The 12,387-nt window shown below is 48.1% G+C and carries 12 protein-coding genes and 1 pseudogene; 6 read left to right on the forward strand and 7 right to left on the reverse strand.

Annotated elements, in window-relative coordinates; all coding sequences use genetic code 11:
- Positions 1-553: 553 nt before the first annotated feature.
- From EL645_RS13435 to EL645_RS13445, 3 genes are all read right to left on the reverse strand, one after another.
- Positions 554-1,162 carry a hypothetical protein gene (locus EL645_RS13435; protein WP_126550782.1) on the reverse strand — a complete coding sequence of 203 codons (609 nt, stop codon included), beginning with the start codon at positions 1,160-1,162 and terminating at the stop codon, positions 554-556.
- Positions 1,163-1,180: 18 nt separating this feature from the next.
- Complete coding sequence (locus tag EL645_RS13440; RefSeq protein ID WP_126550785.1) at positions 1,181-1,789, reverse strand: DUF6114 domain-containing protein; 609 nt, start codon at positions 1,787-1,789, stop codon at positions 1,181-1,183.
- A 124-nt stretch (positions 1,790-1,913) separates the two neighbouring features.
- Positions 1,914-2,651: a hypothetical protein gene (locus EL645_RS13445; RefSeq protein WP_126550788.1), complete on the reverse strand. Its 738-nt coding sequence runs from the start codon at positions 2,649-2,651 to the stop codon at positions 1,914-1,916.
- A gap of 511 nt (positions 2,652-3,162) precedes the next feature.
- Between EL645_RS13445 and EL645_RS13450 the strand changes: the two genes are divergently transcribed.
- Complete coding sequence (locus EL645_RS13450) at positions 3,163-3,810, forward strand: hypothetical protein (RefSeq protein WP_126550790.1); 648 nt, start codon at positions 3,163-3,165, stop codon at positions 3,808-3,810.
- Between the two features lie 480 nt (positions 3,811-4,290).
- On the opposite strand, the gene EL645_RS13455 is transcribed toward EL645_RS13450, so the two are convergent.
- On the reverse strand, positions 4,291-5,103 hold the full coding sequence (locus tag EL645_RS13455; RefSeq protein ID WP_126550793.1) for a hypothetical protein: 813 nt from the start codon (positions 5,101-5,103) through the stop codon (positions 4,291-4,293).
- Positions 5,104-5,549: 446 nt separating this feature from the next.
- Between EL645_RS13455 and EL645_RS13460 the strand changes: the two genes are divergently transcribed.
- Positions 5,550-6,737, forward strand: a complete 1,188-nt coding sequence (locus tag EL645_RS13460; RefSeq protein WP_246035359.1) for a sialate O-acetylesterase — start codon at positions 5,550-5,552, stop codon at positions 6,735-6,737.
- A gap of 115 nt (positions 6,738-6,852) precedes the next feature.
- On the opposite strand, the gene EL645_RS13465 is transcribed toward EL645_RS13460, so the two are convergent.
- Positions 6,853-7,047: a CBM96 family carbohydrate-binding protein gene (locus tag EL645_RS13465; protein WP_126550795.1), complete on the reverse strand. Its 195-nt coding sequence runs from the start codon at positions 7,045-7,047 to the stop codon at positions 6,853-6,855.
- Between the two features lie 211 nt (positions 7,048-7,258).
- On the opposite strand from EL645_RS13465, the gene EL645_RS13470 reads away from it, so the two are divergent.
- Positions 7,259-8,281 (forward strand): LacI family DNA-binding transcriptional regulator, encoded by a 1,023-nt coding sequence (locus EL645_RS13470; protein ID WP_126550798.1) that lies wholly within the window; start codon positions 7,259-7,261, stop codon positions 8,279-8,281.
- Positions 8,282-8,312: 31 nt separating this feature from the next.
- On the opposite strand, the gene EL645_RS13475 is transcribed toward EL645_RS13470, so the two are convergent.
- Positions 8,313-8,765, reverse strand: a complete 453-nt coding sequence (locus EL645_RS13475; RefSeq protein WP_126550801.1) for a GNAT family N-acetyltransferase — start codon at positions 8,763-8,765, stop codon at positions 8,313-8,315.
- Positions 8,766-8,848: 83 nt separating this feature from the next.
- Here EL645_RS13475 and EL645_RS13480 point away from each other — a divergent pair, with 83 nt between their 5' ends.
- The 3 genes and pseudogenes from EL645_RS13480 to EL645_RS13490 form a co-directional block, all read left to right on the forward strand.
- A complete protein-coding gene (locus EL645_RS13480; RefSeq protein WP_126550802.1) occupies positions 8,849-9,529 on the forward strand; it encodes a DUF2625 domain-containing protein in 681 nt (226 codons plus the stop codon).
- Between the two features lie 180 nt (positions 9,530-9,709).
- Positions 9,710-10,564 carry an MGH1-like glycoside hydrolase domain-containing protein gene (locus tag EL645_RS13485; protein WP_136625209.1) on the forward strand — a complete coding sequence of 285 codons (855 nt, stop codon included), beginning with the start codon at positions 9,710-9,712 and terminating at the stop codon, positions 10,562-10,564.
- Positions 10,565-10,578: 14 nt separating this feature from the next.
- Positions 10,579-11,397 (forward strand): annotated as a pseudogene (locus EL645_RS13490) (MGH1-like glycoside hydrolase domain-containing protein); the annotation flags it as partial.
- 71 nt (positions 11,398-11,468) lie between these two features.
- On the opposite strand, the gene EL645_RS13495 reads toward EL645_RS13490, so the two are convergent.
- Positions 11,469-12,083, reverse strand: coding sequence for an isochorismatase family protein (locus tag EL645_RS13495; protein WP_126554172.1), 615 nt, complete (start codon positions 12,081-12,083; stop codon positions 11,469-11,471).
- Between the last annotated feature and the right edge of the window lie 304 nt (positions 12,084-12,387).

Consider the following 12,387-nt stretch of genomic DNA (forward strand, 5'->3'; position numbering starts at 1 on the left):
TTCATTTGAAAGATAAGGTAGAAATTAAATACCTGTAGTATGATATACGCACTTTCAAAGTAAATACTCCCAAAAGATAACACTTATTTTAGAAATATTTAAAACCTCCTTAAAAAATGTATTCTCAAGCTTTCTTCTTAGAGTGTGCGTGAAACTGTAAGCTGTACCTTAAGCATCGCATAATAATATGCTTTGTTGCATAGATCGGCGAAAAATATATCACTTTAAATAGTATATTCCTGCTTTAATAAGAAATATTTCCTTGCAGTGAAATTTGCCTGGGACTGTACTCTGAAAAGATAAGAGATTTGTGATAATGTTGATCAGCAATATCAACATTAGACTTGGAATAATTATGACGTAAAGTTTTAATCTTGTCAATCCTCTGAAACAATTTGAATTGCATTATGCTGGCATATTCGAAAATTATCTTTATGCATGATAAAAAGACGACCAACTGAAATTATTGACAAGTATCCAATTTCAGTTGGTCGATTTCCCAGACCTGCATACATAAAGGTAGGCGTTGACCGCTGTGTGTTCAATAATGGTGTTATGGGCGCGTGACTGAGAGATGGAGATTAGGAAAGGTTGCACTATCAACACTTAAGAATGGTGCCTTGATTATTAGGTTGAAAAACTTCTCGTAGCCAGAATAAATCTTGACTCCAAAGCGAGCATTGGTTGAGGTGGATTGGTCACGGACAAGGAGAAGAGAGGCATTCAGGGCCTGGACATCCGTTCTGGTTCCATACAGCCTGACCGGCACATTTCCGTTTCCTGCGCTCAACCTGAATGTGACATCTCCTATAAATGGCAAACTGACCCGCTTGGAGATACGCAAATTTGTGGCTACCGCGTTATCGGTGATGATTGCTACGGGCACATCATTGCCAGAGTTAGAGAAACCCAGGACCAACGTGCTATTAGTAAGCACAAACGTATCTGCTTGAATGGTAAAAGGTATGGGAAAATTAGCTGCCATGGCGATATTGCCATTCACCGCTTGCCAGATTAAGCCTGAGAGCAACATGAAGGCGACCAGCAGCACGGGCCAGAAGGTTCTGCGCCTTACCTGGCCAATGGTTACTACATCGGCTGCCTCTGCGTTTTCTGGATAAAACCGTTTTTGGGGTGGAAAGCTGGGAAGTACTTTCTGCATGGTAGATGCTCCTTTTTGCTATAGTTGCGAATCTGCCTGGCGTTTGCGCAGTCCTGGCCAGCGCTTTTTACGAGGACGACGAGATTGCTGATCCAACATATGTTGATACTCAGCCCTGGTCATTGTAACGCTGCACCAGGCCACACCTTGGGCCCCTCCGATGATGCCCAGGATCATGCCGATGCCAAATCCTCCCGCGGCGGCCATTAGTGAGGCCAGGGCACAAACTATAGCCAGGATACCAGTCACCAGGGCATAGCCAGGAAAGAATAGTTGCAGTAGACCTAAAACACACAGCACTGTCCCTACTAGTAGTCCTGCCCAGATAGTGTTTCCGGGTAGAAATGCAAATTGCATCAATGCCAGCGGCCCCCAGAGTACCAGGATGCCGGCCGTCACAATCATGAGCGAGCCCACAACGGGACGTTGCCTCTGCCATAGATTGAGGCGAAACCTGAACGGTGACTCAATAACAGGCTGTACAGCTGGCTCAACCACAATTGCCTCTGCTGGCCCAGCGACCTCAACTGTTTTGACCACATCTGACTCAGGTACTGCTACTTCAGCCTGTGGCTGCGTTTCCCTTTTTACCGCTTGATTGTTGATGCGCCGTGTTGATGTTGCCATAAATTAATACCTCCTTTTCTAACTTTTATTGTTGTGTTTTTTATTATTTATTGCACTAAAACGAGAAGATCTGGGATCGTAGCACTCTGGACCTCTAGAGAGGTTGCTTTAATTGTCACATTGGTTAAAGTGATCTGGAGCTTACTGATATTCGCAGGTAGCTTTGGATCGGCGGTTGCATTTGCGACTGGAGGCGTGCTGCTGGCAGGCGTGGCTGTTGCCAGCGTGGGCACTGGCGTTGTGGCCGCTCCAGATCCGGGATCAGTGTTGCTAGCAGTTGGTTGCTCTGATGGCCCGGCAGGTGGTGTACTGGTTGTGATGGTACTGCTCGGTGTTGCTCCATTATTAATGGCAGTAGCGCTGGGTCCGACCGTAGCGACTGGTGTGACCGTGGTAGCGTGCAGATTGGTTGGCATTGAAAAGTCAGTGTGGATAAGCACTGGCGTCGCAATATTGTTGCTTGAATTGGCTGGAGGAAGCGCATTGCCATTATCTGTGTTTGAATTGGCCGGTGCGGCAGGAAGCTTGCCCCTAGAATCTGTTCTAATGGAATACCCAGCACGTCCAGGCTGGTAAAATTGCCTTGATCTGAAGCGATGGAGACAATATGTGAGCGTAGACCATAGAAGCGGACAGGATTATTTCCTGTCGTTGCTAATTTAAAGGTGACCGGTCCCACAAAGGGTAGCAAAACCTGTTTGCTTAGCACGAAATGGGTCGCTACTACATCGATGACGATGGCATCTGCTAACGATCCTCCATTTTTAATCACATTTTGATCCAGGCGAAAATTAGAGGCCGTAAAAGTGCTGGCCGTAATGGTAAATGGGCCGTTATTGTCGGCTACTGCGGCAAAAACCATGTGGGACCTTAGCACTAAGGGAGCGCTACACACAAAGAACAAAATGCAGAGCACAATTAGGTATCTGATAGGTTCAACGCGTCCAATTACGATCTGTCCACATTTCCCTGGTGCTGCTTGAGCTTCAGGACGTGTAAGTGTTTGAACAGACATGTGGCATGATGAATTAGGGGTTCCATGAGCTTCTCTACCCTTTAATTCCATATCCTCTCCCCTGTCTACCTTGAATGAAGCCACCAAAAATAAATGATATGTAATTCTATTTCGGGCTTTTTTGCTTTTTATTGAATACAAAGGATTGAATGCAGTACATAGCATTATTTATAGGTTTAAGTCTATATCTGTAAATGCAGTATCCATCTTAGGGATGATGATCTTTGAGCACATATGTGCTACTGTGATTATTAGTGAGATGTGATGTTCTATTTTTGTTGTCACCGGCATTATTTGTTGCCAACCCTACGGCAATTTTTATAGAACCAGTGGAAGATGGCCCGCATGGAGTAAAAGTATGAAGAAACAACCTGAGTTATTGGCTCGACTGACATTTAAAATACCTCGTGTTGCTGCTGTTGCGGGTATTGTTTTTTCGTTACTGCTTGCTATCTCGATTATTTTAATTGGCGTGGCACGTCCTACGCAGGGGAATGAATGGATCGCTCCGCCGATCTGGGCGATTGGCTTGAACCTGATACCTTTTGCGGGGATCGCTTTTTTATGGTTTATTGGCGTGTTGCGGGAGCGGATTGGCATTTACGAGAATCGTATTTTCGCGACGGTCTTTCTCGGTAGTGGTCTACTTTTTCTCGCAATGCTCTTTGTAGCGGCGGCGGTGGCTGCCAGCTTTGAGCTGCTCCCTAAATCTTCTTCATCAACGGCTATCATTAATTATAGCGAGAATATTACTTACAATATCATGGATATCTATGCCATGAAGATGGCTGCGATCTTTATGACCTCCACTTCATCTATCCTGCTCCGTACCGCTATCCTTTCGCGCTGGCTATCTTATATCGGGTATGCCTGTGCGCTTGGTCTACTCGTCCTGAATACCTCCTGGGAATGGATGCTCTTGCTCTTCCCTTTCTGGGTCTTTTTGTTGAGCCTGGAATTGCTCGTGACCAAATTACCCCCGAGCATCAATAATAGCCGGGCGTAACCATATACGAATTGTATCTTTATGGCTGTATCCTTAAGGAAGAAGGTGGTTACCAGGGCGAAGATCTCCTCCCAACACGAAACGTCCCCCCATCCATGTGGAAAGGCCCCTACAACACGAAAAAGCCCCACCGTAGGCGGCATAGCACTGCGGCCAATTCAACCCCCTACCCATACGAAAACTTAGCAGTGCGGCCTCGTGCATGCCGGCCGGTTGGCGTACGAGATGTTGGCGACCATATTATCCGCTCACGGAACCATTTTATACACGTTTCTTAGGAACGTGTTGTACGCCAACCGGGCGGCATGCACAAGGCCGGATTACTGCTGGGTTTTTCCAGTTGCCTGGCAATAAGGCCGTAATCCTATGCCGCCTACAGGGAACGTTTCGTGTTACGCGAACTTTTCCATAATGATGGGGCGTTGCGTGTTTGAGAAAATGCTTTATCCATGTATGCTTTTGGTTCCCTTCAATTGCTTTCTAAACATTTATATCTTTTAAATTAGCCTGTAAAGAGAGCTGATAATGGTGGGGCTTCTCTGCCAGCTCAAAGAGATAAAATGTCGCGTTCCACTCATCGCCTTCTTTATCGCTAAAATGCCAGCTACTCCACGCCGAGTGTGGGGACTGCTCATCCTTGAGTGGGTTCCAACCCGCTAGTAGCAATTGATCGGTGTAATGTTTGCTCACATCTACTATGTTCGACTCTTCCTGGAGTTTTAAGGTGGCAGTGGTATATACGTCATTGCCGCTACTACCACTATTTCCACCTATTTGTGAGGCACCTTGTGGTGAAGTGAGCGCGGGAAAAAGAGTAAACATATCTGGCCCATGCCTTCTTATCCGACGGCGCTGTCTTCGAGCGAGTTCATCTTTGTAGAGCTGCAGACGCACATCCGTATTTCTCGATGTTGTTGTAGTCGTTTGGATTGTGAGGGTCCATTCATGGTTGCTATAAGTGTAGGATAAGTAATTGAGGTCGTGGCGACTTTGGATAAAGCCACCCCGTCTCATATGTATATCCTCTTCTGGCAGAATCCAGCCAGCGGCAGGTAGCTCACGCTGATAAAAATCTTGGATCTCTCCATTAGTATTTGGAATGTCCAGGAAGATTTGCATCGAGCCGGGACTACTGACCAGTGATCCTAAGATAGTGTATTCTTCGGGTAACGGTAGAGGTACGGGAAGTGTATCTGGCAAACGTTCGACCAATAATTGTGGATCTTGAACGTTTGGCGCCCCTGGATGAATTGCTAAACGCAGAGCTAATGTGTACAGCTTGTCCTGGTCCATAACATCTCCTATCATGAGCATGGTCACGTTTAAATAGAACAAATTTTCTTACACTTATCAGCATTATAACATATTCTATGCTTTTGGATATATTCAGGCATAGGATTCATACAATAAGTACTCATGTGTGCTGAAATCCACAGTGGGAAGATCAAACAGTTATTTATCCCCTTTATTATCAACTGGCTGATAAAAGTCAACCCTGCACTGGCCATATTACCTTGCGCTGGCAAGGTATGTTACAGGGAGGTTGGCAGGCCTCAAAGGTTGAAGTTGCTTGATATATGTAATTATTACATGGGGAAGCTTCAATTTGCCCATAATTTATTTGTCGTGCCGCTTCGATGTGTTATCTTTAACTTATTACGGTAAAATATAGATATCTCCCATTGAGATAGTATTTTTTGTTGATGACACATGATATTGAGGGAACAATGTATACTAGCGTGCAGAGCTATCAAGTGTTACAGCGCGATGCTGACGATAAGGCGCGTGTTCAAACAACAAATGGTGAAGTTCTTGAACTGGCTGTTGGTGGCCCCTATACCATCGGCGATGCCCATAATGTCCTGGTAGGTGATATCTGGGTCCTGGCCGGGCAGAGTAACATGGAGGGGATCGGCGATCTGATTGATGAAGAGAAGCCGTCGCCGTTTGTACATTCATTCCAGTCGCGTGAGGAATGGGCGCAGGCAGAAGAGCCACTCCATTGGTTAGATGAGTCGCCGCGCCTGGTCCACCATGTTCTATGGGGACGTGATCGGGTTGAGCACTCTCCGGTGCGTGATCCACAGCGTGTTAAAGGCACTGGTCTGGGATTGACCTTTGCTAAAGAGCGCTATGCGCGCACAGGGGTGCCTGTCGGCTTGATCCCATCTGCCCATGGCGGCACATCGATGGAACAGTGGGACCCGCAGTTGCGCGACCAGGGTAGCGCTTCTCTGTACGGAGCCCTGTGTGAGCGTGTTAAGGCTGTGGGTGGCAAGGTGGCTGGTGTGCTCTGGTATCAGGGCGAGAGCGACTGCAATCCTGAAGGCGTTGAGCACTACCATCAACGTATGCTCACCCTCATCCAGGCCTTGCGAAGCGATCTGGGCTCGGCCGAACTGCCATTTTACTATGTGCAGATTGGTGGACTGGTTTCAGAGGGTACACCGGTAGGCTGGCACGGCATCCGCGAGGCGCAACGAACCCTGCAAAACGCGCTACCTGGCATTGCGCTGGTCTCGGCGATTGATCTGGAGCTCGATGATTTGATTCACATTGGCACCCAGGGACTCAAGCGCCTGGGGCGACGCCTGGCTGATATCGCGGATGGTCAGCGTACACCTGATGTGCTGGCGGTGACGCCTGAGCTTGAGCAGTCCCGTATCCACATTACCTATCGACCGGTACGCGCAGGCTTACATGCACCAGGACGTCCAACAGGTTTCACCCTGCGCAGTAACGATGAGCGTGAGCTACCACTGATCCACAAAACCACCCTGGAAGGTAACACAGTGACCTTGCATTTGATTGCCAATGAATTGCCAGCAGAAACCTCTCTCTGGTATGGTTGGGGCCACAATCCATACTGCAATATCACCGATGGGGCGGATGCGGCCATTCCAGCCTTTGGACCCTGGAAGCTATAGCTATATCAATATACTCTTTGCTTTAAGAGGACCTCGCGCCAACCAGCGCGAGGTCCTCTTTAGATTATCAAGTGCCTATGCCTGATAATTAACTATTGCTGTTGCATGCTTTTTATCAATGACTCGACACAATCAGTTGCGGTTGGTTGGTTGCATTTTTGCGTGAGAATACATCCTGCCAGCCGGCGCAGTTGGCATTGAGGGCGATGGTTACCGTATTGCCGCTCTGTTTGGCTGTCTGCAGGTAACTGGTGACATCAAAATCAACGTAGCCAGAAGCTGTTTGAGTATAGATTGGGATTGATCCCATTTTAATGGTTTTTAGGGAAAAATGGATAAATACAATGACAGGCGCGCATGAAGCAAGTAAATAAGCACAACTTGACATGGGATCAATCCCAGATTATACTCAAGAAAACAATGAAATATTTCTTCAATATGGAAAGACCCTGATACCTGTTATTTTCTGTTTTCTAATGCTTACTATAGACCATAGTAGGTCTTCTTCTTAAAGGTAACTGATGACTAAGAAACTAACTATTTATGATATCGCCCGTTTAGCGGGTGTATCCAAATCTACTGTATCTCGAGTCTTGACGAATAATGCGAGTGTTGATCCTGCTACTGCTCAGCATGTGCGCCAGGTTATGGAGGAGCATGACTTTGTACCAAATTTTCATGCCTCTGCCATTAAGGGAAAGAGTCCTTTTATTGGAGTAATTGTACCTGTGCTAAGCTGGGATTTGATGTCCGATCTGCTCCTGGGTTTATCGAGGGCGATCGAAGCTAGCCCTTTCGAGATCGTTTTATTTACATGCAATCCGGCTAAAGGTTATCGAGATATACTGGATCGCATACTCGCAACAAGGATGACTGCTGGCTTATTAGTTGTGCCTTTTGCACCCGTGCCAACAGAATTAATTACACTCTACCAGGATGGTATGCCTGTTGTTTTAATTGATATTGTGAGTTGGCGGGTCGATCTTCCAAGTGTGAGTGACGATAACGTTGGAGGCGCGCTGGCTGCCGTGAATCACCTGCTACAGTTAGGTCATCGGCGCATCGCTTATGTGCAAGGACCTGCTGAGTTACCCTGTTATCAGGAGCGTTACCAGGGATATTGCATGGCTTTGCGAAATGCGGGACTTGAGCCTGATTCTCGGCTGTTTTTTTCGGGTCATGATTTAGACTTCAATGGTCAGGCTGCGATTGAAGAGATTGTAAAGTTACCTCCCTCTGTCAGACCAACCGCGATCTTTACCACCAGTGATATGAGTGCCTGTGGTGTTTTAACTTCTTCTGAAGAACACGGCATCCATGTGCCAAAGGATCTCGCCCTGGTAAGTTATAATGATATGCACCTGGCTGCCCATACGCGACCAGCTTTAACTACTGTACGGCAACCATTTCAAGATATGGGGCGCCGTGCCGCAGAAATGTTACTGTCACTGTTGAATACCAGTGACTCTATCCATAGCTTAAATATCGAACTGCCGACACAGTTGATTATTCGTGATTCGTGCGGTTCTAGTTTAACTGTCTGATGTTCATGTCGCGCCAGCTAGAAAAGAGCATTTAGCGGTAGCTTTTGCGCATACCATCAGAGAGTAACCTGAAGCCGCAAGCCTCGTAGAAAGCGCGCGAGCCATCAGCGGCCAGTAGATCCAGGCGGGCGCTTGGATAGAGTTGGTGGCAGGTTTCCAGCAGCGAACGTCCAATACCAGAGCCTCGTAGCTGTGCATCTACTGCCAGATCGGCGATATACATTGTAATGGCCCCATCGGTCAGCGCACGCACAAAACCTATCACCACATCATCTTTCACCGCTACCAGCGCTGGCCATGAGTTCTGCCAGGCCTGCAGCGCATCATCTGGACGTCGTACAGGCGAGCTCCAGCCCTCAGCACTGCTGAGCTGTTGAATGGCCAGGAAATCCTCTTCGCCCCATGCCCGAATCTCTATGCCAGCTGGTATTGCTATTTGAGCTAAAGCCACCTTTAGTTGGTGTTGGCGCTTAACTTTATCCATATCCCCCCTTTTATTGCGAATATTAGCTCATGTTTATATGGTAAAATCATGTGTAATTATATATGTATAGAAGGGATATCACAATGCATCGAAGGACAATAAAAGAACTTATTAATACTGAAGATCCTGGCTGGCCTTTAGTGCAAGAGCAGATTGCGGCTGCCCGCAACCAGGTAGAAATCCTGCCAGCTGAGCGAGCCCGTAGAGAAGCTATCCTGTTACAACTGCAGGTCACGACCCGCTCTCCGATGGGAGCAATTGCTTGGGAGACCGGCGGTATTTTAATTGATCACGGCTGGCTGCGTTTTCTGGGGTCTGGTCATGCACGCATGCAAGGTGATTTAAGCAGCTGGAACACTGTTGGCGCCCTGAGCGAGGACTATATTATCAATGGCGGTCTGCTGATCGCCCATGATGTTGTTGGCGGCTTCTTTGTCCTTAATGGAGGTGCCTTCCCTGGCAAATTGGGTACAGTCTTCTATTTCGCACCCGATAATCTTGGATGGACCGCAACCAACAAAACCTATTCAGAATTGCTACAGTGGGCTTTATCTGGCAACCTCGAACTGTTCTATCAAGATGTGAGATGGCCTGACTGGCAAACTGAAGTGAGCGCACTTAGTGGAGATCAAGGCATATCCTTCGCGCCATTCATCTTTACCAAAGAAGGAAGCGTTGCCACCAGCTCACGGCGTCCCGTCCCTATGTATGAGCTATGGCAGCTGCATCTCGACCTCGCCCAACAACTTAATGGCCGTTCCTGATCGGAAAACACTTAATAAAATGCCTTCACGTACTCTCATCGTTCTTTTGTGTGCTAGTACAGATAGATTCAAGATTATATTTGATACAGGCATCAATGCTTGACTTTTTGCACAACTCAACTCTATACTTGTACTAGCACAGAGAGTGAAAACTATGGTAGATAGAAATGAGTTGTGAGTATGGTGACGTATGATTTGAAGGAGATTTGCTTTAGCGCCCCCGGTTCCTTTCTGGCCCTCAAGTCGAACGCGGATGGGAGCCGCTTGATCTATTGCACAACTGCGCGTAAGGCGATGTCCGAAAAGTGGATGGATTTCTGGGCGGCCAATTTTTTTGAACTTGTGCTGGTACAGGACGGTGTTGAGGTTCCTTATACCTGGATCGCGTATCCTCATCGCCTCGATGTGACCGCTGGCAATGGGGGGACGGCCACATTCGCATTCGCTGATGGCTGCACCATCCTTTTCGAACTTCACGGTGTCGGCCTGAGCTTGAGTGCCCTTAAACCGTATAAGACGCAGTATAGAGATCGCAATGGTGAATTGTGCCTGGTCGATGCAGGTACACACTATCTTCATCAGTTCACCTGCACCAGTTATTCCGCTCTCACGGCACCTCAAGTGGGAACAATTGAGTTCGCTGCAGATCAATCAGGAGCCTTTCGCTGGCTGCGTTTTGAGGAGATCTGGCACTATCGCTCTACGAGCGTTGATCAGGCGGCATTTCAGTATGCTGTTCATTTCGAGCAGTGGCGACACGCGCTGCAGCCTGTGCCAGAGCTTTATCGTGGGACGGCTGAGAAAGCGCTCCTCTTGCTATGGAATTGCGAGGTGCCTATTAGCGGATCACTCTCGCGGCGCGCGATCTTTTCGAGTAAGTCCTGGATGAACTCTGTCTGGTCGTGGGATAATTGTTTTCATGCCCTGGCAATCGCGCCTATGGATGCGCAACTGGCCTGGGATCAATTGCTGCTGGTATTCGATCATCAATCTCCGGCAGGTGCGCTCCCCGATGTGATTCATGATGGTGGGTAACGTACGGATATACCAAGCCTCCGGTCTATGGTTGGGCGATTCGTAAACTGGTGGAGCAACTAGGCATTGAAGCGTCTCGCCCCTATCTTGCTCAGCTTTACGCGCCGCTCTGTAAACTGACCGAATGGTGGTATACGATGCGCGCCGGACCCAATAATATGCCCCTGTACTATGATGGCAACGAGTCTGGCTGGGATAATACTACCGTGTTCGATGCGGGTCCCCCGGTAGAGGGTGTAGACCTGGCTACCTATCTGATCTTACAGATGGAAACGTTGTCCTTTATGGCCTCTCTGCTCGCACAGCCAGCAGAGTCTCACGCGTGGAACGTCCGGGCAGAGGAACAGCTACAACAACTGCTGTACTATGCAGTGGTTGATGACCGTTTCCGTTCCAGGTCACCAGACACTAACGACAATACTTCTGCTTGTTCGCTGCAAACCTATCTCCCCATTCTCCTAGGAAAGCGCTTACCTCAAGCTATTCTCAATGCACTGAAAACGGACCTGGCGGACGGTGGCCCATTTTTGACCGCTTATGGCCTGGCCAGCGAGTCGCTCAGGAGCTCGAAATATGAGGCCGATAGCTACTGGCGCGGACCTATCTGGGCCCCGCCAACGTATCAGATCGTTGATGGCTTGACCGCCGCCGGAGAGATAGCCCTGGCGCGCCTGATTGCTCAACGCTACTGCGATATGATTGTGCAGGCACCCGGTTTCTATGAGAACTATGATGCTCTGACGGGGAAGGGACTGCGTTGCCCCGGTGTCTGCTGGACGGCTGCTGTTTTCTTGCTCCTTGCAACCTGGCTGGAACAACATCCTGCGTCTTGACGATTATAGAGTAGGTGAAAATTCAGCTAGAAGATGTACTGTTTAGTAAGTATGTCTTCTAGCTGTACTTATTATTTCATTGCAGCGACAACTTCATCAGTTGCCAGTACTGCATGGGCGAGAAACTTGTAATTGATGATTGCTGCTGTATAGCCATCACCCCATTCAGGATGGCGTGGGGCGGCCGTTGCGTCTCTGGCGACGATGACCTCGAATCCTTGCTCAAGGAACTCGCGCAGATGTGATTCTACGCATATGTTGGCAAGCATTCCACCAAGGATGATTTTGTTGATGCGACGCTTGCGCAGTTGGAGAACAAGGTCGTTGGTCTGTGGACCCCAAATTCTATGTGGGCTGGCAATAATGGTTTTTCCATCCTCAATATAGGGCTTAAAACGCTCCAACCAATCAGCCCCTGAGCCAGAGAAGCCTTCAAGGTTTAAGACACCACGACGGGCGAACATTTTCTCATCAAGCTCATCCTGCTCAAGAGGGCCGTTAAATTTCCAGCCATAGTCTGTCGGATAGAAGTAGTGCGGTGAGATAAACACCTCAAAACCGCCATCCTTCGCGGCTTGAAAGAGCTGCTCCATGTTCTCAATAGTTTTGTTGTCCTTAATGCTTTCTCCCACTAGTTTCCAAGCCAGACCCCTCTCGCTTAATACATCATTCTGTGGATCGATCATGACAACTGCGGTGTCATTGCTGCTGATGACTGTATACGGTGACACTGCTGCCCTCCTTCTAATTTGATCAATGCCAATGCCCTTTGTTTCTCTCAAGGAGTATGGTTTGGTGGAATTGAACTAGTCCATAAGCCACCCTCCATAGCTGGTAAATCCCTCACATGCTCGGGACCGGGTGAAGAGCCCTATGATTTCAGGAAAGTCAGCAAGTCAGCATTGAACTTGTCCTTGCGCGTGCTGGTCAGTCCGTGGGGAACACCCGCATTCACTGCAAGAACACGCCCGGAAGAACTATAAAGTTACA

This window comes from Dictyobacter kobayashii (genome assembly GCF_003967555.1).
Classification (GTDB): domain Bacteria; phylum Chloroflexota; class Ktedonobacteria; order Ktedonobacterales; family Ktedonobacteraceae; genus Dictyobacter; species Dictyobacter kobayashii.

What these genes read in the sequence shown, in the direction of transcription:
- EL645_RS13435 (WP_126550782.1), bottom strand. Translation starts at nt 1,162, where the DNA reads ATGCAGAAAGTACTTCCCAGCTTTCCACCCCAAAAACGGTTTTATCCA.
- EL645_RS13440 (WP_126550785.1), bottom strand. Translation starts at nt 1,789, where the DNA reads ATGGCAACATCAACACGGCGCATCAACAATCAAGCGGTAAAAAGGGAA.
- EL645_RS13445 (WP_126550788.1), bottom strand. Translation starts at nt 2,651, where the DNA reads ATGGTTTTTGCCGCAGTAGCCGACAATAACGGCCCATTTACCATTACG.
- EL645_RS13450 (WP_126550790.1), top strand. Translation starts at nt 3,163, where the DNA reads ATGAAGAAACAACCTGAGTTATTGGCTCGACTGACATTTAAAATACCT.
- EL645_RS13455 (WP_126550793.1), bottom strand. Translation starts at nt 5,103, where the DNA reads ATGGACCAGGACAAGCTGTACACATTAGCTCTGCGTTTAGCAATTCAT.
- EL645_RS13465 (WP_126550795.1), bottom strand. Translation starts at nt 7,047, where the DNA reads ATGGGATCAATCCCAATCTATACTCAAACAGCTTCTGGCTACGTTGAT.
- EL645_RS13470 (WP_126550798.1), top strand. Translation starts at nt 7,259, where the DNA reads ATGACTAAGAAACTAACTATTTATGATATCGCCCGTTTAGCGGGTGTA.
- EL645_RS13475 (WP_126550801.1), bottom strand. Translation starts at nt 8,765, where the DNA reads ATGGATAAAGTTAAGCGCCAACACCAACTAAAGGTGGCTTTAGCTCAA.
- EL645_RS13480 (WP_126550802.1), top strand. Translation starts at nt 8,849, where the DNA reads ATGCATCGAAGGACAATAAAAGAACTTATTAATACTGAAGATCCTGGC.
- EL645_RS13485 (WP_136625209.1), top strand. Translation starts at nt 9,710, where the DNA reads ATGGTGACGTATGATTTGAAGGAGATTTGCTTTAGCGCCCCCGGTTCC.
- EL645_RS13495 (WP_126554172.1), bottom strand. Translation starts at nt 12,083, where the DNA reads ATGATCGATCCACAGAATGATGTATTAAGCGAGAGGGGTCTGGCTTGG.